Source organism: Streptomyces incarnatus (assembly GCF_001027185.1).
Classification (GTDB): Bacteria; Actinomycetota; Actinomycetes; order Streptomycetales; family Streptomycetaceae; genus Streptomyces; species Streptomyces puniciscabiei.
On record NZ_CP011497.1, the window covers coordinates 568,320 to 590,477 of the forward strand.

The 22,158-nt window shown below is 74.7% G+C and carries 16 protein-coding genes; 8 read left to right on the plus strand and 8 right to left on the minus strand.

The window, feature by feature from the left end; all coding sequences use genetic code 11:
* Window positions 1-27: 27 nt before the first annotated feature.
* The 3 genes from ABB07_RS02465 to ABB07_RS02475 form a co-directional block, all read right to left on the minus strand.
* The gene (locus tag ABB07_RS02465; RefSeq protein ID WP_208897007.1) at window positions 28-297 is read right to left on the minus strand and encodes a hypothetical protein; all 270 of its coding nucleotides are present in this window, start codon (window positions 295-297) and stop codon (window positions 28-30) included.
* 39 nt (window positions 298-336) lie between these two features.
* Window positions 337-2,511, minus strand: a complete 2,175-nt coding sequence (locus ABB07_RS02470) for a serine/threonine-protein kinase (protein ID WP_208897008.1) — start codon at window positions 2,509-2,511, stop codon at window positions 337-339.
* Between the two features lie 375 nt (window positions 2,512-2,886).
* A complete protein-coding gene (locus ABB07_RS02475; RefSeq protein ID WP_208897009.1) occupies window positions 2,887-3,345 on the minus strand; it encodes a flavodoxin family protein in 459 nt (152 codons plus the stop codon).
* A gap of 190 nt (window positions 3,346-3,535) precedes the next feature.
* On the opposite strand from ABB07_RS02475, the gene ABB07_RS02480 reads away from it, so the two are divergent.
* The gene (locus ABB07_RS02480) at window positions 3,536-4,234 is read left to right on the plus strand and encodes a lipoprotein (RefSeq protein ID WP_208897010.1); all 699 of its coding nucleotides are present in this window, start codon (window positions 3,536-3,538) and stop codon (window positions 4,232-4,234) included.
* An 18-nt stretch (window positions 4,235-4,252) separates the two neighbouring features.
* On the opposite strand, the gene ABB07_RS02485 is transcribed toward ABB07_RS02480, so the two are convergent.
* Together ABB07_RS02485 and ABB07_RS02490 are read right to left on the minus strand one after the other, a co-directional pair.
* Complete coding sequence (locus ABB07_RS02485) at window positions 4,253-4,891, minus strand: GNAT family N-acetyltransferase (RefSeq protein ID WP_208897011.1); 639 nt, start codon at window positions 4,889-4,891, stop codon at window positions 4,253-4,255.
* Between the two features lie 157 nt (window positions 4,892-5,048).
* Entirely contained in the window at window positions 5,049-7,061 is a 2,013-nt protein-coding gene (locus tag ABB07_RS02490; protein WP_244189190.1) for a DUF1996 domain-containing protein, read from the minus strand.
* 359 nt (window positions 7,062-7,420) lie between these two features.
* On the opposite strand from ABB07_RS02490, the gene ABB07_RS41935 reads away from it, so the two are divergent.
* Window positions 7,421-9,664, plus strand: coding sequence for a C40 family peptidase (locus ABB07_RS41935; RefSeq protein WP_425264673.1), 2,244 nt, complete (start codon window positions 7,421-7,423; stop codon window positions 9,662-9,664).
* Between the two features lie 22 nt (window positions 9,665-9,686).
* On the opposite strand, the gene ABB07_RS02500 is transcribed toward ABB07_RS41935, so the two are convergent.
* Window positions 9,687-10,745 (minus strand): NAD-dependent epimerase/dehydratase family protein, encoded by a 1,059-nt coding sequence (locus ABB07_RS02500; protein WP_244189191.1) that lies wholly within the window; start codon window positions 10,743-10,745, stop codon window positions 9,687-9,689.
* 224 nt (window positions 10,746-10,969) lie between these two features.
* Here ABB07_RS02500 and ABB07_RS02505 point away from each other — a divergent pair, with 224 nt between their 5' ends.
* Complete coding sequence (locus ABB07_RS02505) at window positions 10,970-12,334, plus strand: FAD-dependent oxidoreductase (RefSeq protein WP_208897013.1); 1,365 nt, start codon at window positions 10,970-10,972, stop codon at window positions 12,332-12,334.
* A 155-nt stretch (window positions 12,335-12,489) separates the two neighbouring features.
* On the opposite strand, the gene ABB07_RS02510 is transcribed toward ABB07_RS02505, so the two are convergent.
* Together ABB07_RS02510 and ABB07_RS02515 are read right to left on the minus strand one after the other, a co-directional pair.
* On the minus strand, window positions 12,490-13,491 hold the full coding sequence (locus ABB07_RS02510) for a hypothetical protein (protein WP_208897014.1): 1,002 nt from the start codon (window positions 13,489-13,491) through the stop codon (window positions 12,490-12,492).
* Entirely contained in the window at window positions 13,488-13,874 is a 387-nt protein-coding gene (locus tag ABB07_RS02515) for a PadR family transcriptional regulator (protein ID WP_208903241.1), read from the minus strand. The genes ABB07_RS02510 and ABB07_RS02515 overlap by 4 nt, the downstream gene beginning before the upstream one ends.
* 348 nt (window positions 13,875-14,222) lie before the next feature.
* Here ABB07_RS02515 and ABB07_RS02520 point away from each other — a divergent pair, with 348 nt between their 5' ends.
* From ABB07_RS02520 to ABB07_RS02540, 5 genes are all read left to right on the plus strand, one after another.
* Window positions 14,223-15,446, plus strand: coding sequence for a hypothetical protein (locus ABB07_RS02520; protein ID WP_208897015.1), 1,224 nt, complete (start codon window positions 14,223-14,225; stop codon window positions 15,444-15,446).
* Window positions 15,447-15,536: 90 nt separating this feature from the next.
* Window positions 15,537-15,824 carry a DUF1232 domain-containing protein gene (locus ABB07_RS02525; RefSeq protein WP_208897016.1) on the plus strand — a complete coding sequence of 96 codons (288 nt, stop codon included), beginning with the start codon at window positions 15,537-15,539 and terminating at the stop codon, window positions 15,822-15,824.
* A gap of 29 nt (window positions 15,825-15,853) precedes the next feature.
* Window positions 15,854-16,582, plus strand: coding sequence for a 2-phosphosulfolactate phosphatase (locus ABB07_RS02530; RefSeq protein WP_208897017.1), 729 nt, complete (start codon window positions 15,854-15,856; stop codon window positions 16,580-16,582).
* 147 nt (window positions 16,583-16,729) lie between these two features.
* A complete protein-coding gene (locus ABB07_RS02535; RefSeq protein ID WP_208897018.1) occupies window positions 16,730-19,240 on the plus strand; it encodes a SpoIIE family protein phosphatase in 2,511 nt (836 codons plus the stop codon).
* Between the two features lie 82 nt (window positions 19,241-19,322).
* Entirely contained in the window at window positions 19,323-22,061 is a 2,739-nt protein-coding gene (locus ABB07_RS02540) for a SpoIIE family protein phosphatase (protein WP_208897019.1), read from the plus strand.
* Window positions 22,062-22,158: the final 97 nt, after the last annotated feature.

Here is a 22,158-nt window from a genome sequence, read left to right on the forward strand (position 1 = left end):
GGGCCGGCGGCCCGCCTGTGCGAGGGCTCAGTCCCAGGCTACGGCTCGGGTGTGGGTGTCCAACGCCTCGGCGGCGGTGCGCAGTTGCTCCGCCGCCGTGGTGCAGGCGGCGGCCTGCTGCTCCAGGGTGGGACGGCTCCGGTCGGGCGCCGCCGGGCAGCCGCTGAGGGTGGCCGCGGTGGCGAGCAGCTGACGGGCGTACCCGTCCATGAGGTCGGCGTCGGCCCGCAAGGTGCGGACGTGCGCGAGGAGTTCGTCGGCCGAGGCCGTGATCGATCGGGGGGACTCGGTCACCATGGCGGCTCCCACTCGACTGGAGGTGAGGACAGGGCGGCTTCAGCGCGGCAGGACGGCGCCGGCGCTGCGGTGGAGCATGAACTGGGGGCAGGTCACGACGAACCGGGGCCGGGCCCGGTCGATGCCGAGCCGGCGCAGCTGTCCGGCGAGGGGTTCGGCCGCCGCGGTGTCCAGCCGCAGCCGCACGCCGGTGCCGGGATGCAGCCGCGGCCTGCCGTGGGCCCGCACCAGGGTCCGTACGGTGCTCTCGGACCGGCGGCCGTAGAGGATCCAGTCGGCCTCCGGACAGCGGATGCCCGGGCCGAGCCGGCCCCCGACGGTGAGGCCGAGGTCGCCGGACCGGACGCCGATCTCCCGGCCCGTCAGATCGGCCTCGGCAGTCGTCCGCATCGCGGGCTGCCCCCAGATCTCCTGGGCGACCACGCGGGCCTCGTCGCTGGTGACGGCGACAGAGAGGACGTAACGGCCGGTGCGGCGCAGGTCGGCGCGGCGCAGCAGGTCCGCGGCGACGTCGTAGGGACGCGGCCGCCATAGGTCGTCCACCAGGACGGACAGGGCGATCTCGGTGTACGGGCCGATCGTGGAGCAGCGGTGTTCGTAGAGCGACAGCAGGGCGAGGGCCCGTCGGCCCAGCCGGCTCGGGGTCAGCCAGGTGACGCCGGGCAGCAGGCCGCGCGCCGCGTCGGCGGGGACGGGGAAGCAGAGGTGGGCGGCGGCGGAGTCGTGGTAGCGCACCGGCACGTCGACCGGGCCGGCCGTCGTCGGCAGCGAGGTGGTCGGCAGGGTGAGGAAGGGGTAGCCCTCGGGCGGATGGGCGCGGTCCTTGAGCTGGTACGCCTGGGTGCGCACGATCGGGCCGCGGTAGGGCGTGAGCGCCGCGTCGACGTCCTCGCGGGCGTCGGGGACGATGGTGCGCAGATGCTCGATGTACTCGCGGAGCATGTGGCACAGCGGGTACTGCCGGGTGGGCCCGGTGTAGTCGACCGCGTACCAGTGGGGGTGCGGGTCGAACACGGAACCGGCGTCCCGGCCGTCCAGGGCGGCCACGATGTCGTGCTCGTTGGTGATGGCGGCGACCCAGGTGCGCGGGTCGGCGGGCTTCGTGTGGTCGACCGGCGCGCCGACGGCGACGACGTGCGTGACGCGGTAGGTGCGGCAGAACTCCTCGTCCCGGGCGAGGTTCAGCAGCGCGACGCCGCCCTCGCCGTGCCCGATCAGCGCGAGCTCGGCGCCGCGCGGGATGCCGTAGTCCGCCAGGGCGAGCCGGACCGAGCGGGTGTGGGGCGAGTCGCTCGTGAACAGGTTCCGCCAGGCGCCGGCGAAGTCCTGCGCGGAGTCGTTGCGCGGCCGGCCCGGCGCCGTGCCGGGTGCCTGGACGACATAGCGGACGACACCGTCGGGACCGCGCACGTTCTGCACGAGGATCCGCCCGTCGGTGGACAGCACGTCGACGTTGCGCAGGAACCCGAGGAACGAGCCCTTGGTGGCGATGAACTGCTTCTCCTGGTCCGTCAGGTCGACGGCCTCGGCCGCGCCCCGGTCCATGGTGGCGAGGTGCGAGGCACCGGTCCCGTGCGGCGGTTCGTCCTGCGGACCGGCGGACGGCTCGCGCCCCGCCACGAGCGCCCGGCCGGTGTCGTCGTGCCGCGGATCCTCCGCCAGCAGGGCGCGGACGGCGACCAGTTCGGCCATCAGCGGGGCCAGCCCGGACAGGGCCCGCTGGGCACCCGGGTCCCGGAACAGCGCGCGCAGGGCCCGTACGGCCTCCCTGTCGCGGTCGGCGGTGACGGCCGCCAGCAGCCGGCGCATGCCCGGGTCGCGTGCGAACTCGGGGTGGTCCAGCAGCACGGCGGCGATCCGCAGGCGCAGCGAGGTGACGGCGACCAGCGCGGCCAGGCTCTCCCGGCCCAGCGCCTCGCCGGCCGCGCCCAGCACCTGGCCCATGCCCTTCGGCGCGCTGATCGCCGAGCCGCCGAGAGCCTGTCTGTTCGTCAGGGCCCGCAGCAGCGCCCACTGGGCGGCGAGGCCGGTACGGGGACGGCGGCGCGCGGAGGCGGCCAGGGACGGCGCGAACAGCGCGGTGCCGGTGCGCGCGGACACCGCGCGGATGCCCTCGGCGACGTCCGCCACGTCCCGTGCGCACCGGCGCAGCAGCTCGCCGGCGTCCTGACCGTCCGGCGTGGGCCGTCCGGGTGCGTGGCCGTCCGCTCGCATCCGACGCTCCCTCGCTCGACGACGTACGACGACACAGGACAGGGTTCAGCCGCGCCGGAGGAGCGCGATCCCGCTCCCATCGTCGGCCAGGCACCCCGGCCCCGCACCTTGATCCCGCCGGCCGGCGGACACCCACCCGGGCCGCGCCGCCCACCGGGCCCGGGCGCCGCGCACTCACGACCGCCGCGCATCACCGCACACGCCCCCGTGCCCTCCCCCGCCCCAGCCCGCGAGGGACCCTCCCCGACCAGGTCCCCCGAACGGCCGGACGGCCCCGCGCGACCGGCCCCTGCCGGCAGCCGGGGCCGGTCGCGCGGGGCACCGCGAGTGACCGTACGAGGAGTGCTCCGCCGGCCGCCCGCAGGTCACCGGTGCTCACGCCTCGGGCATCAGCCCCGCCGCGACCGTGGCCCCGAGTTCCCAGCACGCCTCGGTGTCGGCCTTGGCGGGCTCGCCGGTGACCGTCACGGCGTCGGCCGCGCGCCGCCAGCCGAGGCCGGTGGTGACGGCCTCGATGGCGCGGACGGCGCCGGTGACGTCGTTGCCGCCGTGGACGTAGTAACCGAACGGCCGGCCCCGGGTCTCGTCCAGGCAGGGGTAGTAGATCTGGTCGAAGAAATGCTTCAGCGCGCCGGACATGTAACCGAGGTTGGCCGGTGTGCCGAGGAGGTAGCCGTCGGCCGCGAGGACGTCGGCGGCGGTCGCGGCGAGGGCGGCCCGGCGGACGACGCGGACGCCCTCGATCTCCGGTGTCGTGGCGCCGGAGACGACGGCCTCGAACAGCGCCTGGCAGTTGGGCGACGGGGTGTGATGGACGATCAGCAAGGTAGGCACACCCCGCACCCTGCCGTGCCCCGGCGGCGTCCCGCAAACGGCGGCGCGTGGCGGGCGGGTGGCGACCGCCTCGGGCAGACGGTCCCGGACGCAGACGGTCCCGGACGCAGACGGGGCATCGCGCCGGTCACCGGCCGGCCGTCGGTGCCCTCGGTTACAGTTGCGCCCCTGACCAGGAGGGGAGCGGGACGTGCAGGTCAAGGCGGGGTCCGTACGGGGCGCGGTGGTCGTGGCGGTGGCGCTCGCCACGACGCTGGGCGGCTGCGCGAAGTCGGGGGACGGTGACGGGAAGAGCGCCTCGAGCGCGTCCCCGACCGCGCAGAGCGAGGGGGCCGGGGGTGCGGCGACGGCGAGCGGCGGTTCGATCGGCGCGGCCGGTTCGGCCTGCGCACTGCCCGTCCGTTTCGACGTCGCCGAGCACTGGAAGGCCAAGGCGATCGACGCCGAGGCGGAGCTGTCGAAGGCGTCGAAGGGCTCCGACGGCGACCTGACCGGGTCGCTCGCCGACGCCTTCCTGCGCCAGGGACCGGTCACCGCGGCCTGCGAGATCGACGCCAAGCCCGCGGGTCACATCGGCTTCCTGCGCGTGTGGACCGGCAAGGCGGGCAAGGCCGACGCGGGCAGTGTGCTGCGCGAGTTCGTCGCCGCGGAGGGCAACGTCAGCAAGGAGAGGTACCACTCCTTCCGGACCGCCGGCGGGCTGAGCGGAGTGGAGGTGGAGTACCTCTTCACCAGCAAGCTCCTGGGCGAGACGAAGAAGGAGAGCGCGCTCGCGGTCGGCACGCCCGGCGGCCCGGTCGTCCTGCACCTCGGCGGAATGGACACCGAGGAGCACGAGGCGATGCGCCCCGCGTACGAACTCGCCAAGCGCACACTGGAGTTGGGCTGAGCGCAGCCCGGGCGGCGCTCAGCCCACGGTCGTGGACCGGCCCAGGTAGGTGAGGGGGCCGGGGTCCGCGACGCGGATCTCCTGGAAGCCGAGGCGGTCGTAGAAGGCGCGGGCGGCGGTGTTGGCGGTGACCATGCCGAGATGGACGGCGTCGACGCCCCGTGCGCGCAGGGCGTCCAGGAAGGTGTGCATCAGCCGGCGGCCGTGGCCCTGCCCCTGCCAGGGCGGCAGCAGGTCGATGTGCAGATGGGCGGGGTGGCCGGCGAGTTCGGGTACGAGCATGCGCTCCGGGTGGTGCAGGAGGCGGATCATCTCCTCGGTGGGCGTACGGGGCGGCACGGTGGGTTCAGGGGCCGGGTAGCGGCCGGCCAGCCGGGGAATCCAGGTCCGGCGGAAGTCCTCGACGAAGCGCGCGGTGTCCGCGGTGCCGACGATGTAGCCCACGGCCCGGCCGGTGCCGTCGTCCAGCACGAAGGCGAGGTCCGGGTCGAAGTGGCAGTACGGCTCGGCGAAGAGCGCGGGCATGAGGCGCTCATCGGGGTACAGGGCACGGGAGTCGCCGCCATGGTGTGCCGTACGGACACAGACGCCGGCCACCGCGGCACGGTCGGCGGGGCGGTAGGGGCGGATGACGGGGCTGGGGGTCGGAGAGGGCATGCGGACATCCTGGAGGCTTTGGGAGCGCTCCCACAAGCGGTCCCGCAAGCATTCATCTCGGCGTCGCTCACGCGACCGACCGACCGCTGCGCGGAGGGGGCCCACCCCGTGAAGTGGCCCTCCTCCGCGAGACGGGCGGCCGTCCTGGCCAACGCCGTCAGTACCGCAGACGCCTGGCCCTGAGCAGCATGATCAGGCCCGACATGGCGAGCAGGCTGCCGAGCGCCGCGGGCCACAGGTGCGCTCCGGTCTCCGCGAGCGCCCCGTGTGTGCCCTGAGGTTGGGGCTGTGCGGGGGTGGGCGGGACGTATCCGGCAGCGGTCGTCTGGGCGGGTGCGGGCTGGGTGGGCACGGACTGAGCAGCCACGGACTGAGTGGGCGCCGGCCTGGCGGGCGCGGGCGTGGAGCTGGGCGTGGGCGGTGCCGGCGCGGTGGACCGGTCCGGCTCGGCCGTGCGGTGCTTGCCGGTGCGGTGGTCCTGCTGGGGCGTGCCGTCGTCCGGAGCGGTGGTGTGCCGGTCCGGAGCGGTCGTGCGGTCCGGCGTGACCGTCGCGTCGGTCCTCGGTAGTTCGCCGGGCTGTGTGGCCGAGGGCGCCGGGGCGGAGGTCACGGTGGCGGTGGCGGTGGGCTGTTCCGCCGCACCGGAGCCGGGACTCGACGTGGCCGTCGAACCTGAGCCGGAACTCGCCGAGGGAGACGCCGTCGCACCTGAGCCCGAACTCGCCGTGGGAGACGCCGTCGTACCCGGCTGGTCGCCGGCGGAGCCGCAGGTGCGGCCGGAGTTGATGCAGTCGACCAGCTGGCGCATCAGGTCCTCGTCGAAGACGTTGATGAAGTCGCCGTGGTCGGTGACGGGCTTGTGCAGCTGCTCGGGGAAGGAGTCGACCGCGAAGAGCGGGACCGTGCGGCCGCCGTCCTGCAGGCTCGGCGCCTTGACGTCGTAGACGATGCGCTCGACCAGCTGCGGAATGGCCTGGAAGCCGGCCGGGCAGGAGCCGTCGGGGGCGGTGAAGGCCACATGCGTACGGTGGTTGGCGCTGTCGATGTTGCGGCCGTCCCAGCAGCTCTGGAACCGGAAGGAGCGCACCACGTCGCTGCCCGGCGGGCACAGCGGGTACTTGTCCTTCAGCTGCCGGTCCTCGTAACCGGTGCAGCTCCAGGAGGCGTTGGCGTTGCCGGGGCCGTTGACGAAGGCCTTGGCGTCGCCGGTGATGATGCGCAGCAGGCGGGGCATGGCGGTGACCTTGCCGCGCGGGTTGCCGGTGAAGGTCAGGGTGACCTGCTTGGGCGTGACGATCTGGCCCGCGTTGCCCTCCGTGCCGCCGCCCGGGGAGCCGGCGTCCCGCTCCTGGGTGCCGTTCTGCAGGCGCAGCACCGGCCAGTAGTAGGAGGACTTGTCACCCTTGTCCACGCAGCTCGTGCCGGCGTTCGCCAGGTCGTCGTCGCTCGCGAAGGCGTTGTTGCCCTGATTGCCGACGTAGTCGTGGAAGTGGTGGGCGCCGTTGGAGACGCCGGGGGCGACGATGACGTTGTCGGAGTTGAACAGGCCGTTCGCGTTGACACCGCAGTCCGAGGTGAAGCTGCCGCGCGAGGCGTCGGCCTGCTGCGGCGGGTTCGGCGCGGCGGGCGGTACGGAGGTGATGTCCGCGTAGTCGGAGACGACGGGTCCGTTGCCGCCCTGGCCGGCGCCGCCCGGCTGGGCGCCCGGGCTCGGGGTGGCGGTGGACTGGGGGCCGGCGCTCGCGCCGTCGCCGCCGGGACGCAGGGTGCAGGCGGCCATGGCGTCCAGGCCCTGCGGGCGCTCCCCCGTCCGGTCGATCGCGTCGGCGATCCGGCCGATCGTCGCGGCCCGCTGGTCCTTCAGCGGGTTCATGATCGTGGCGTCGACCGAGCCGGATTCCTGCCCGCCGCCCTGCCCCGACTGCTGGAGCTGCCGGTAGGCCTCGGCCGTCTGCCGGTCCAGCAGGGCGAGTTCACGGTCCACCTCGGGACGGGCCGCGTCCGGCACGGTGGTCAGCCGGCTGCCGACGTCGGGGCAGTAGATCGTGGCCATGCCCGCGGACAGCACGTGTCCGGTTCCGTTCGCTCCGGATCCGTCACCCCAGCCCTCGGTCGCCGAGGCGTAGACATTGGCCGCGACGAGGCCGCCTCCGCCCAGCATCAGAGCCATCGCTGCGAAGGTCGCGCGTCGTGCGCCGGTCGGGCGTCTGCGCCTGTTGCGTACCAAGGTCGTCCCCTGTGTGGTGTGTGCGCCGGTCGGGCATGGAGCTCCCCGGCCCCATACGGAGGGCGGCACCGATGCGTTCAACGGAATCGCGAATTCACCGGGATCTCACAGGAAAACGTGGAACTCGCCCCTTCCCCTTCGAACGACACCGCGAACATCACAAATACGTATCGGACATTTCACACCTCAACCTTCACACGAGGTACACACGTTGGCTAGGTTGACGCGAGGCCGCCCGGTCCTCGACTGACCGGACGCAACGGCCCAACTGCCCCGCGGGGCAAGGAAGGAGCGTGTCTTCCATGGCGCCGGAGAGCCGCGACGAGGCTGCGCGGGACGAGGTTCGGCAGCGGATCGACTCCCTCTACGACCAGGCCGAGAACGCGACCGGGAACTACAACGCGACCCGGGCCATGGCCTCGGTGACCCGTTCACGGGGCGTCCCGCTGGCCAAGCGCCCGGGGCGGCGACCGGATCCCGCTCTCGACGAGATCGCCCGGCAGTGGTTCGAAGGGGCACGGGCCAAGCTCGGCCCGACCGTCCCCGCCGTGCTGCCCGCCGACCGGATGCCCGACGGCCCGGCGACGGGACGCCCCCGGGGCCGGACGGGCGGCTCACCGGGCGCCCTGGGCCTGGGCCCGTCCGCTCGACGGTCCGCGGCCCTGGACCGGGCCGCCGACCGCGCGGTGGCCGAGCTGACGGCCGGCCGGGCGACGGACCCGGAGAGCCTCGCCCGGGCGGCACGCGAAAGCGCACGCGCCGCACTGCCCGGCCCCCGGCGCCCCGAACTGCCGAGCGGCGGCGCCCAGTCGACACCCCTGGGCGGGACCGCTACGGCCGGTTCGAGCACGCCGGGCCTGGCGCTGCCCGGCGCGGCGACCCTCGCGGCCCCCGATCCGCGCGGAGTACCGACCGACCTCGCCCCGGTGCAGCCGGGCGGCTTCGGAGCGGTGCCTGCGGCCGGCTTCGGAGCGGCGGAGCCGACCGGCCTCGGAACCGTGGGACCGACCGGCTTCGCACCGGTGCAGCCGGGCGGCCTCGGAGCGACGGAACCGACCGGTCTCGGACCGCTGGAATCGACCACCTTCGGAACGGTGGCATCGGCCGGCCTCGGAACGGCGGAGCCGACCAGCCTCGGAGCCGTCGGACCGACCGGCCTCGGAACGGCGGAACCGACCACCTACGGAACGCTGACATCGACCGGCCTCGGAACGGCGGAACCGACCGGCCTCGGACCGCTGCAGCCGGGCGGCCTCGGAGCGACGGAACCGACCGCCTACGGAGCGCTGGCATCGACCGGCCTCGGACCGCTGGAACCGACCGCCTACGGAACGCTGGCCTCGACCGGCCTCGGAACGGCGGAACCGACCGGCTTCGCACCGCTGCAGCCGGGTGGCCTCGGAGCAGCGGAACCAACCGGCCTCGAAGCGGCGGAGCCGACCGGTCTCGGTCCGGTGTATCCGGGCGGTCTCGGTGCTGCGTCACCGGCCGGTCCCGGTCCGGTCGAGACCGCCGTTCTCCCGGTGGCCACGCTGTCCGCCGCGCCGGGCATGCCGGTTCAGGAACCGTGGACGCTGCCCGGCCCCAGCGCGCCGGGCCGTCCCTCCCCGGCCAGCTCCAAGGCGAGCAACCAGCGCAAGCTGGCCGCGGCGAGCGACGTGATCACCCGGTACACCGCCCGGCTCACCACTGCCGCCGCGGCCGCACAAGCCGCGCCCCTGCCGACGACGCCCACGGAGGCCGTTGCGGCCGCATCGCAGGCATTTGTCACGGCCGTACCGCCGACGTCGTTCACCGCCACACCCCCCACGCCCATGGCGGCCGCAGCACCGGCGTTCGCCACCGCGGCACCACCCGCACCCGCGACGTCGGCGACAGCCGCCCCATCGACCCCCGTCACCGCGGCACCCCCCGCCCCAGCGGCAGCCCCCGTCACCGCGGCACCCCCCGCCCCAGCGGCAGCCCCCGTCACCGCGGCACCACCCGTCACTGAGGCAGCCGTACCGCCGCCCGCACCGCCCCAGCCGACCGTCTCCCCCACCCCCGCAGCCACCCAGTGGCAGCAGCCGGTCGAGGCGGTCACCGGCGTGACGGCGGCCGCGGTGCCGGCCATGGACGCCTCGTCCGCCACCCCGGCCCCCGTGACCGACCCCGCTTCGCCCGGCGCCCTCGCCGAGTCGTCCCGGGCCGGGCGGGCCGCCAAGGCCATCGCGTTCGCCCGGGCACAGATCGGCAAGCCCTGCGTGTGGGGCGCGACCGGGCCGGACTCCTACGACTGCTCCAGCCTCACCCAGGCCGCCTGGCGGGCCGCCGGTGTGCCGCTGCCCCGGGCCGCCTACCAGCAGGCGCTCGCCGGCGCGCCGGTCACCCTCGCCGGGATCGAGCCCGGCGATCTGGTCCTCTTCTTCGACGACGACCGGCACGTGGGCCTGCATGTCGGCGGCGGCATGATGGTGCACGCGCCGGGTCCGGGATCATCGATCCGCGAGGAGTCGATCTACGGCGCCGGGGAGTCGGCGATCCACCGGATCGTGCGGCCCGCCTGAGCCGGGGGAGGCGGGCCGTGCGTCAGCCGTGGCGCCGGGCCGCCCGCCGGCTCTCGTAGTGGTCGAGCAGGGTCTCCTCCAACGGGCGGTAGGCCAGGCCCAGTTCGCGGATACTGCGGCTGTTGTCGACGCGGAAGCGGATGCCGAGGTGCTTGCGTATGTAGTCCTGGGTCAGCCCGAAGGCGGGGCCCAGGACGCGGACCGGCCAGTGCGGGAGCCTGGTGCGCGGGAGCCGGAGGTCGCGGGGGTGGCGGGCGAGGATGACGCGGGCCATCTCGTGGAACGACGTCATGGTCTCGGCGGCCACGATGTAGCGCCCGTGCGCGGAGGGGTTCTCGGCGGCGGCGATGTGCGCGTCGGCCACGTCCCGGACGTCCGCCGTGGTGAAGCTGAAGTCCGGTGCGCCGTACCAGAAGTACCCCTTGAACAGCTCGTCCAGCAGGAAGAGGCTGCCGGAGTCGGACGCGGGCGTGAAGGAAGGCCCCAGGATCAGCCCGGGGTTGACCGACACCATGCGCCAGCGGTCCTGCGCCGCCTCGGCCTCCCACGCGGCGCGCTCCGCCAGCGTCTTGGCGTAGTGGTAGGGGTTGTTCGCCACGGTGCTGGTGGTGTTGAAGTACCGCTCGGAGAGCACCTGGCCGTCCATCGCGAGCACGTCGGCGTAGTCGCCGAAGACCGCGCCCACGGTGGAGGTGAACACCAGCGTGTGCACCTGAGGGGTCCGCCCGATCGCCGCCAGTACGTTGCGGGTGCCCAGCAGTGCCGGGTCCACGACGTCGCGCCGGCCGTCCTTGATGCGCTCCGGCATCAGGAACGGCGAGGCCACGTGGAAGACGACCGAGCAGCCGCGGAATGCCTCGTCGAAGCTGCCGTCCTTGAGCAAGTCGGCCTCGAAGAGCTCCAGTTGACCGGGATACGCCTCCTGGAGCCCCCACAGCGGCCGGAGTTTCGCCGCGTCGGCCCTGTTGCGTACGGTGGCGTGGACTTGGTGGCCCCGCTCCAGCAGGCGTCGTACGAGATGGCTGCCGACGAAGCCGCTGCCGCCCGTCACCGCCACGGCCGTCCCCGCGCGTCCGCCCACGCCCGCCCTCCCCTTCGCCCGCCCGTTCCCCGTTCTTCCGGCCGTCCGAGGACAGGGTGGGGCACCGGCGGCCACACGGGAACACCCCCGACCATAAGATGGTGCTGGGTGAGTCATAAGATCCCCTTATGAGGTCATAGACCGGACCCGCATACCAACTTAGGTGTGCCTTAGTTTAGGCTTCCCGATCGAGACGCCCGTTCACGCTCGAAGGGAACCTGATCATGCCGCGCCCCCTGCGGGTAGCCATCGTCGGAGCCGGCCCCGCCGGGATCTACGCCGCCGACGCCCTGCTCAAGTCCGAGGTGGCCGCCGACCCCGGCGTCTCCATCGACCTCTTCGAGCGGATGCCCGCCCCGTTCGGCCTGATCCGGTACGGCGTCGCCCCCGACCACCCGCGCATCAAGGGCATCATCACCGCGCTGCAGCAGGTGCTCGACAAGCCGCAGATCCGGCTGTTCGGCAACGTCGACTACCCGACCGACATCAGCCTGGACGACCTGCGCGCCTTCTACGACGCGGTGATCTTCTCCACCGGCGCGATGGCCGACCGCGACCTGTCCATACCCGGCATCGACCTGGACGGCTCCTACGGCGCCGCCGACTTCGTGTCCTGGTACGACGGCCACCCGGACGTCCCGCGCACCTGGCCGCTCCAGGCGGAGAAGGTCGCCGTGCTGGGCGTCGGCAACGTGGCCCTCGACGTGGCCCGCATCCTCGCCAAGACCGCGGACGAGCTGCTGCCCACCGAGATCCCGCCGAACGTCTACGACGGCCTGAAGGCCAACAAGGCCGTCGAGATCCACGTCTTCGGCCGACGCGGCCCCGCGCAGGCGAAGTTCAGCCCGATGGAGCTGCGCGAACTGGACCACTCGCCGAACATCGAGGTCGTCGTCGACCCCGAGGACATCGACTACGACGAGGGCTCGATCGAGACCCGGCGCGGCAACAAGCAGGCCGACATGGTCGCCAAGACCCTGGAGAACTGGGCGATCCGGGATGTCGGCGACCGGCCGCACAAGCTGTTCCTGCACTTCTTCGAGTCGCCCGCGGAGATCCTCGGCGAGGACGGCAGGGTGGTCGGCCTGCGCACCGAGCGCACCGCCCTCGACGGCACCGGAAACGTCAAGGGCACCGGCGAGTTCAAGGACTGGGACGTCACCGCCGTGTACCGCGCGGTCGGCTACCTCTCCGAGAAACTGCCCAAGCTGCCCTGGGACATCGAGACGGGCACGATCCCGGACGAGGGCGGCCGGGTGATCGAGGAGGGCGGCACCCACCTGCAGTCCACCTACGTCACCGGCTGGATCCGGCGCGGCCCCGTCGGTCTGATCGGCCACACCAAGGGCGACGCCAACGAGACCGTCGCCAACCTGCTGGACGACTACGCGAACAGCCGGCTGCACACCCCGGCCTCGCCCGAGCCGGAGGCGGTGGACGCCTTCCTCGCCGAGCGCGAGGTCCGGTTCACCACCTGGGAGGGCTGGTACAAGCTGGACGCCGCCGAGCGCGCCCTGGGTGAGCCGCAGAGCCGTGAGCGCGTGAAGATCGTCGAGCGCGAGGACATGCTGCGGGAGAGCGGGGCGTAAGTCCGGGACTCCGCAGGGCTCGGAGGGGCCGGTGCCGACGCACCGGCCCCTCGCCGTGCCGCGGGGACGCGGTGCCGGCCTGGTGTCCGTCCGGCGCGGGCCGCCCGCGGGGGCGGAACAGCACCCGCGCCGGGCCCCCGACGACCCCGAGGAGCTCAGCGTGCCGCGAGTTCGCGGCGGCCGGCCACCGCCAGGAGCACGGTCAGCAGCGCGAGCGCGGCGGTCTGGGCGAGAGCCCCGCCGGTGTACGGGCCGGCCCCGGGCACCCAGAGCCACGGGTAGACGGCGGCGACGCGCGCGGCCAGCAGGAGCAGACCGAGCGCGGCGAGGGCGAGGGCGCCGCCGGGCGCGGCGCTCGCCGCGCGGCGGGCGCTCCACAGCAGCCGGCCGAGGGCGGCGACGAGGAAGCAGTTGGCGGGCCCCCACACCAGGTCGGCGGCGGCGGGCAGCAGCACCAGGGACGCGCCCGTCACCACGCACGTCGCCATGAGAACCAGACCGGGAGTGCCGAAGGGCAGCCGGGCCGGAGGTGCGTCGCGATGGTGGGCGGCGCACAGCGCCAGCGCGGGCAGCCAGGCGAGAAGCGCCAGCGTCAGGACGAACGCCGGCTCCGTGATGACCGTCGCCCCCGTCAGCGAGCGGACCAGCGGCCACAGGGTGGGCACGGCGGCCACCAGGGCGCCGGTCCGGGCGAGGCGTCGGCGGTCGTACAGGAGGGCGACATAGGCGACGCTCCAGCCGAGCGGCAGGATCCACTGGGCGACGGCGACGGTCGTGTCGAGGAGCCCGTGGTCGGTGAAGTCCGCGAGGAAGAGCCGCCGTTCCGCACCACCCCGGGTGAACGACCAGGTCAGCCGCAGCACCGGTGCGACGACCGCGGAGGCCGCCAGGAACAGGACGGCGGCAAGCGCGAAGAGCCGCGCGCCCGATCCGAGCAGGACGTAGCGCCGGGGCGCCCCGGCGGCGCCGAGGCGGCTGCGCACCGCCAGGGCGGCGATGCTCGCCACCTCGCCGAGCGTGGGCCGGCTCTGGTCCTGGGTGTCGCGGTCCAGGTCCGCCAGGTACGTCTCGACCATCTCCTCCTCCCGCTCCCGCCGGTAGTAGGCGGGGAGCAGGCGCAGGACGGTGCGGTAGCGGGCCTCCAGCAGCGTGGTCATGCGCAGCCTCCCGCGAGTCCGGGTGCGGTGGGGGGTTCCAGCCCGGCCGGGCCCTGGGCGGGGCGGGCGCCGGCGCGGCGGCCCTCGGCGATACGGCGCCTGGCCGCCCCGGCGCCGGCGGCCATCCGCTCGGCCTCCGCCTCCAGGGCGGCGACTCCGTCCTCGGTGAGCCGGTAATAACGCCGCAGCCGGCCCTGCTGGACCTCTTCCCGGTCCAGCACGATCAGGCCGTCCGCGGTGAGCCGGTCCAGCACTCCGTACAGCGTGCCGACCCGCAACTGCACCTCTCCGCCGGACAGTTCCGCCGTCTCGCGCAGGATGCCGTACCCGTGCCGGGGCTGGTCGGCGAGCGCCGTGAGGACGAAGAACGCCGCCCGGGTCATGCTCTTCGCTGTCATGTGGCGATGATATATCGCCTGCCGATATATATCGAGCGGCGAGACCGAGTCGCCCGCCGACCGCTTCCGAGCAGGCAGAACGGGGTACGCCCCTAAGCGGATGGATGGGCGGACCCCGTTCGCCGGACCATTGTGGGGGCCGTACGAGGCCCCGACCACGTGTGAAGGACGGCCACCCGACGCGTGCTCCGCGCGCCCCGGGTGGACCGCGCGCGTCCCGTGCGCGGGGGCGTGCGGCCGCCGCCACACGCCGCCATCCGGCCCCTGCCGACGTAAGCCCCCGCCGAGCGGTGATACTGGGAGGCGCACCCGCCCCCATCAGCAGATTGGCTCATGTCGAACTCCACCGCCGACCGCGCCACCGTCCCGCAGACCCTCTGGGCGGTCCGTGGCCGCCACACCGGTCCCGCTCCCGAGGAGGTCGTCCGCCGCAGCCTGCGCCGGCACCAGGAGAGCGGCGACATCGACGACTTCGCCGAACCTCCCGTGCCGGAGGACTCGGCACGGCGCGTGTTCGAGGCGCGCTGGCGGGCCGACGGCACGGTGACCGTACGGGCCCGGCTCACGCTCGTGGCGCAGGAGGGCCGGCGGCCGGGGCACGAGTGGCGGCTCGTCGCGGAGGCGGAGCGCCCGTGGGACGAGGCGTGGCCCTCGCCGGCGACGCTGTTCTGGCCCGAGGCGGCGGTCGGCGAGGACGGCTCCTGGGACCACCACGCCACGGTGGCCGGGCTCCGCCTGCGGCAGGTCAACGCGCTGCCCGCGGACGACAAGGAGATGCGGCGCCGGCTGCGGGACGCGGCCCGCGAGGCGTGGTGCCTCAACGTCGTCGTGCACGAGGCGATGACCCCGGACGAGCAGGGCAGGCTGCCGCTGGCCCGGCTGCTGCCGCCGGGCCTCAGGCACCGGGTGGTGGAGCACCGGGCCGCGCCGCACCAGTTCCGTGCCGTCAACTGGGCGCTGAAGGACCTCGGCGTCGAGGTGCCGCGCGGCGGGGCGGTGCTGCTGCCCCCGGACCCGGCGCCGGAGGGCTACGACCGCCGCGAGCACACCGTGCGCAGCGTCTTCCTGGACGGCTCCGAGCCCGCCGAACTCTTCGCCGCCCTGCGGCACTTCGCGGCCCTGCCCCGGCCCCTGCCGGGGGAGGCCGAGGAGGCGCTGACCGACCTGCGGGAGAACTGGACCCTGGTGACGCTCCAGGAGGAGCTGGAGCGGGAACGGCGGCTGGTCGCGCGGTACGCCGAGGCGCTGGAGGCGATGACCAAGTCCCGTGACCTGTACAAGGAGGCCGCCGAGCAGGCCCTGGAGGCACTGGCCGCCTACCGTGACGTCCCCGCGCCCGCCCTCCCGCCGCAGCGGCCCGCGTCCCGCACGCCGGGCGCGTTGCAGCAGCTGACCCGGACGTTCGAGCGGCTGAGGTTCACCCCCAAGGGCCGGCAGCAGCCCACGCCCGTCCCGCAGGACCCGGCGCACAGCGCACCGGATGCACCGGGCGCACCGGGCACATCGGCGGAGAACGACGGCACCGAGCCCGCCGACGGCACGGACCGGTCGTCGTAGTCGAGCGGGTGGGGCCAGCAGCCGTCGCAGCGGACACGGCGCGGCCGGACAGTCGCCGTAGCCGTACCGTTGCACTCGGAGGGAGGCGGGATGGATTCCACCACCGCCCTGCTGGTGATCGGCGCCGTCGTCGCGGCGGTGCTGCTCGCCGTCGCGCTCGGCCTGCTGGTACGGCTGGTCCGCGCCCGGCGCACGCTGCGGCGGGCCGGGCTGCCGACGGGGCCGCGCTGGGTGTTCTGGGGCGCGGTCGCCTATCTGCTGCTGCCCACCGACCTGCTGCCCGACCCCGTCTACCTGGACGACATCGCCGTCCTGCTGCTCGCCCTGCGCAGCCTGCGCGCCGCCCGGCCGCTGCCGCCCGGCCCCACCGAGCGCTGAACGGCCGCCCCAGGCCTCATCATGGAGCGATGCAGACCGAGTTCACCGGTATACCCGGTACGCCGAAGGCTCCGGACGTGGCCGTGGTCGTCGATGTCATGCGGGCGTTCACCGTGGCCGCCTGGGCGTTCCGGCGCGGTGCCGAGCGGATCGTCTTCGCCGGTACGCAGGAGGAGGCGCTGGAGCTGAAGGCCCGTCACCCGGGCTGGCTCGCCTTCCAGGACGGCGCGCCGGTGCCGGGGTTCGACCTGGCCAACTCACCCGCGATGCTGCGTTCGCTGGACGTGCGGGGCCGTACGATCGTGCAGAAGACCACCGCCGGGACGGCCGGGGCGCTCGCCGTGGCGGACGCCGGGCTGCTGCTGTGCGCGAGCTTCGTGGTGGCCGGCGCGACCGCCGAGGTGCTGCGCCGGGCCCGACCGGAGGCGGTGACCTTCGTCGTCACCGGGGACGGCGGACGGGCCGAGGAGGACCTCGCCTGCGCCGAGTACATCGCGGACCGCGTCCGGGCCGCCGACGCCGACCCCGCCCCCTACCTCGCCCGGGCCCGGTGCTCCGACGGTGCCGCGCGGCTCGCCGACGGCGTGCGGCGCGGCTGGGCCGGGGTCCACCCCGAGGACATGGCGATGTGCCTGGAGGCGGACGCCTTCCCGTTCGCCATGGCGGCCGCCCGGGTGGACGGCCGTCTGGTGCTGCGCCCGCTGCACGATGACAGCCCCGGGCCGGGCCCCGCCGGACCGGCACGACCAGCCGGCTGAGCCGGTCCGCGTTCTGCGGCAGTCCTTCGCCGCCGCCTCTCCCTGTTTCCCGTCCGTTTCTCCGTCCGCCCAGGTGCGTCGAAGGCTTCCTCTGGCGCATTCTTGCTGTGTCATCCACCCGGAGGCGCACGGGACGAGGTAGGGGCGATGACCGGGAGCGGTGGGGAGCAGGCGGTCCGTACGCGGGCCCGGCTGGCCGCGCTGCTGTCCGACACCTCCACCGGCGCGCTCGGTGCGGCCGGTGGCCGGGTGGCCGCCGTGTATCTGCGCTCCGGCACCCCGGGCCTGCTGCGCCTCGCGGCGCTCGCGGGGCTGCCCGGGCCTCTGTTCCGGCCCTGGTGGCGCGTGCACGTCGACCGCGCCTTCCCCGTCGCCGACGCCTACCGCCTCGGCGTGCCCGTGGTGCTGGCGAACGCCACCGAGACGGTGCGCCGGTATCCGCAGTTCGCCGCGGGCCTGCCCTTCCCGTTCGGTTCGGTGCACGTGCCGGTGCCGGGCGGGAGCGAGCCGCTGGGGGTGCTCATGGTGCTGCGCCCGGCGGCGCCGGACACCGGGGACGAGCTGCTGGACCGGGACCTGCTCGACAGGCTCGCCGAAGGCCTGGGCGCCGAGCTGGTCGGGCTGGCCGACGGCGACCCGGCCGCGGTGGTCTGGGACGGTGAGCCGCTGTGCGTACGGCCGCCCGCGAACCGGCCCGCGCAGGCCGTCGTGGCCCGGTTCGGCTGGGATCCCGTCACCTCGGTGGTGCGCGCGGACGACCGGCTGCACGCCCTGCTCGGGCTGCCCCCCGGCGACTTCGAGAGGACGGACACGGCGCTCGCCGACGCGCTGACCCCGCACGACGCGCACCTGGTCCTGGCCGCGCTGCGCGGCGCCGCGGCCGGCAAGCCGCCCGCCGCCCCGCTGAGCCTGCGGGCGCGGGACGGCACGCTGCGGCTGCTGGACGTGTGGCCGGCCGCCGAGGGCGGGGCCGGGGAGCAGGTCGCCGGAGTGGTCGTCGCCCCGGGGGCCGCCGTCTCCGCGGACGGCGCGGCCGACCTGCTGCCGCAGGGCGTGTTCTGCCTGGACCGGCTGGGGCTGATCGTGTACGTCAACGAGGCAGCGGCCCGGCTGGCCGGCCGGGACCGGGAGTGGCTGCTCGGGCGCCCGTTGTGGGAGGCGATGCCGTGGCTGACCGGTGCGCCGTTCGACGACCATCTGCGCGGCGCGCTGCTGTCCCCGGGGCCGGTGCACTTCCATGTGCGCCGCCCGGCCGGGGAGCGCGGCGAGCCCGGTGCGGGCGACTGGCTCGCCGTGTCGGTGCACTGCGGCGAGGACCTGCTGAGCTGCACGCTCGTCCCGGCCAGCCGCGTGGACGCACCGGTCGCGCCGCCCGCCGAGGAGCCCGTCCTGGAGGACCCGGTGGTGACGGGCGGCCCGATGGCGCCGCTGTACCGGCCGATCGCCCTCGCCATCGCGCTGACGGACGCGGTGACCGCCCGCCAGGTGTCGGCCGTGGTGGTGCAGGAGCTGCTGCCCGCGTTCGGCGGCGGGTGCCTCGCCATCTACCTGCTCCAGGAACGGCACCTTTATCTCGCCTGGGAGAGCGGCTTCCCGCACGGGTTCCTCAACCAGTTCGAGGGGGTCGGCCTGGACGCCCGACTGCCGGGCGTGGAGTGCCTGACCACGGGCAGACCGCTGTTCTTCGAGTCGATGCAGCAGCTGGCGGCCGCCTACCCGGGCATCCCGCTGGACGCGGACGAGGGCGCCCGCGCCTTCCTGCCACTGATCGCCTCGGGGCGGCCGGTGGGCTCGTGCATCCTCGGCTTCGACCGCCCGCGCGGCTTCAGCACCGAGGAGCGCACGGTCCTCGCCGCGCTCGCCGGGCTGATCGCGCACGCCATGGAGCGCGCCCAGCGCTACGACAGCGAGGCCGCCCTCGCCCGCGGCCTGCAGCAGGCGCTGCTGCCCCGCCGGCTGTCGACGCATCCGCGGGTGGAGACGGCCGGGCGGTACCTGCCGGGCACCCAGGGCATGGACGTGGGCGGTGACTGGTACGACGTGGTCGAGGCGGGTGACGGGCTGGCGCTCGTGATCGGCGACGTGCAGGGGCACGGGGTGCAGGCGGCGGCCACCATGGGGCAGCTGCGCAGTGCCGTACGGGCGTTCGCGCTGGGCGACCGGCCGCCCGACGAGGTGCTGAGCGGCACCAACCACCTGCTGATCGACCTCGACCCCGGCCAGTTCGCCAGCTGCTGCTACCTGCGGCTGGACCCCGCCACCGGCCGTGCCCGGATCGCCCGGGCGGGACATCCGCCACCGCTGCTGCGCTTCCCCGATGGACGGACCCGGCTGCTGGACGTCCCGGGCGGGGTCGTCCTGGGGGTGGATCCGCGGGCCCGGTACCCGGTGGCCGAGCTGCTGCTGGAGCCGGACGCGATCCTCGCCCTGTACACGGACGGGCTGGTGGAGCGGCCGGGCGCGGACATCGACGAGGGCATCGAGACGCTGCGGCTGGCGCTCGGCAGGGCGGGGGCCACCGCCGGGCGCCGGGGCGGGCGGTCGCTGGCCGGGGTCGCCGACCGGCTCACGGCCACCGCCCGGCACGCCACCGACCGCCCTGACGACGTGGCGCTGCTGCTCGCCGCCCGCCGTTCGGTCCCGGTACGCCGCCGGTGAGCGGATCGTGCCGTCCGATCGGCGGCAATCACCTCGGGTGACAGTCTCGCCGGAGCGGGCCGGGCAGTGTAGACATGGGCACATGGTGCGACTGTCCGGCCGGAGCACGACCCGGCCGCCCCGTCCGTCCGAGCCGCCACGCGCCTCGGAGGGCCCGCGGCCGCAGGGCCCGGCCGGGAACGGCGGCGGGCCCGGGGCGCTGCGGTCGGTGGTGACCGGGCGCAGCGTCGCCGGACAGGTGTTCGTCCTCCAAGTGGTGATCGTGCTGCTGCTGGTCGTCTCGGCGGTGGTGGCGCAGGTGCTCCAGGTACGGCACGACACCGACCTGGAGGCCCAGAACCGCTCGCTCGCCGTCGCCCAGTCGTTCGCGAACGCGCCGGGCACGGCGGCCGCGCTGCGCGCCCCGGACCCGACGGCGCTCCTCCAGCCGAGGGCGGAGGCCACCCGCAAGGCGACCGGCGTGGACTTCGTCGTCGTGATGAACACCGACGGCGTCCGCTACACGCACCCCAAACCCGACCGCATCGGCAAGAAGTTCGTCGGCACGATCGGCCCCGCGGTGGCCGGCGGCACGGTCGTGGAGCACGTCAACGGCACCATAGGCCCACTGGTGCAGGTGGTCGTGCCGGTGAAGGACCAGGCCGGCAAGGTGGTGGGCCTGGTGTCGGCGGGCATCACCACCGCGCACGTGGGCGGTGCCGCCAACCAGCAGCTTCCCCTGCTGCTCGCGGCGGCAGCGGCGGCGCTCGCCCTGGCCACCGGGGGCACGGCCCTGGTCAGCAGGCGTCTGCTGCGCCAGACGCATGGCCTCGGGCCGTACGAGATGACCCGGATGTACGAGCACCACGACGCGGTGCTGCACGCGGTCCGGGAGGGTGTGCTGATCGTCGGCGACGGGGGCCGGCTGCTGCTCGCCAACGACGAGGCGCACCGGCTGCTGGCCCTGCCCGAGGACGCCGAGCGGCGCAGCGTGCTGGAGCTGGGTCTGGACGACGAGACGGCGGCGCTGCTGGCCTCGGGCCGGGTGGCCACGGACGAGGTGCACCTGGTCAAGGACCGGCTGCTGGCGATCAACCAGCGGCCCACCGATGTGCGCGGCGGCCCGGCCGGCAGTGTCACCACGCTGCGCGACTCCACCGAGCTGCGCGCCCTGTCGGGCCGGGCGGAGGTGGCGCGCGAGCGGCTGAACATGCTGTACGACGCCGGGGTGGGCATCGGCACCAGCCTGGATGTGACCCGTACCGCCGAGGAACTGGCCGGGCTGGCGGTGCCCCGGTTCGCGGACTACGCGACCGTGGACCTCTTCGACGCGGTCCTGCACGGCGAGGAGCCCAAGCCGGGCACGGCGCTGCGCCGGGCCGCCTGTGCCGGAATCCGCGAGGACGCCCCGCTGTATCCGGTGGACGAGCGGATCCGGTTCGTGGCCACCTCGCCGCAGGCGCGCAGCGTGACGACCGGGCAGTCGGTCCTGGTGCCCCGGCTGCGCGAGGCGCCCGGCTGGCGCGCGCAGAACCACGAGCGCACCGACCGGGTGCTGGACTACGGCATCCACTCGCTGATCACCGTGCCGCTCCGGGCGGGCAGCCTGGTGCTGGGCGTGGCGAACTTCTGGCGTTCGGAGAAGCCGCAGCCGTTCGACTCCGAGGAGCTGGCGCTCGCCGAGGAGCTGGTCGCGCGGGCGGCGGTGTCCATCGACAACGCCCGCCGGTACACCCGCGAGCACAGCATGGCGGTCACCCTCCAGCGCAGTCTGCTGCCGCGCTCGCTGCCGGAGCAGGGCGCGCTGGAGATCGCCTACCGGTATCTGCCGGCGCAGGCCGGGGTGGGCGGGGACTGGTTCGACGTGCTGCCGCTGTCCGGTGCCCGGGTGGCGCTGGTGGTGGGGGACGTGGTGGGGCACGGGCTGCACGCGGCGGCCACCATGGGCCGACTGCGCACGGCGGTGCACAACTTCTCCGCGCTGGATCTGCCGCCCGACGAACTCCTCGGTCTGCTGGACGAGTTGGTGGGCCGGATCGACCAGGACGAGACCGCGGCGGACGGCTCCGCGGCGATCGCCGGCGCGACCTGTCTGTACGCGGTGTACGACCCGGTGGCGCGGCGGTGCAGCGTGGCCCGGGCCGGTCATCCGCCGCCCGCGCTGGTGCACCCCGACGGCCGGGTGGAGTTCCCGGAGGTGCCGGCCGGGCCGCCGCTGGGTCTGGGCGGGCTGCCGTTCGAGGCGGCCGAGCTGGAGCTGGCGGAGGGCAGCCGGCTGGTGCTGTACACCGACGGGCTGGTGGAGGACCGGGAACGGGACATCGACGTCGGTCTGGAGCTGCTGAGCGACGCGCTGAGCGGCACGCCGGGCGCCTCGCCGGAGGAGACCTGCCGTGCCGTGCTGGGCCGGCTGCCGGCCCGGCCGAGCGACGACGTCGCGCTGATCGTCGCCCGGACCCGGGTGCTGGGCGGCGACCGGGTCGCCGAGTGGCAGGTGCCGTCGGACCCGGCGGCGGTGTCCGAGGTGCGGTCGGCGGTGACCCGGCAGCTCGCCGACTGGGGCCTGGAGGAGCTGGGCTTCACGACGGAGCTGATCCTGAGCGAGCTGGTCACCAACGCCATCCGCTACGGGCGCGGTCCCATCGGCGTACGGCTGCTGCGCGAGCGGACACTGATCTGCGAGGTGTCCGACCGGAGCACGACCTCCCCGCATCTGCGGTACGCGGCGACCACCGACGAGGGCGGCCGGGGCCTGTTCCTGGTCGCCCAGCTCGCCGAGCGCTGGGGCACCCGCTACACCCCCGACGGCAAGATCATCTGGGCGGAACAGCCACTGCCGTGACGTACGCCGGGGTCGCACCCGGGGGATCCCGGCACCGGGCCCGGCGGACGGCGCGCATGCGGTCCGCCGGGCCCGTTCCGGGTTACCGGTTCGCGTG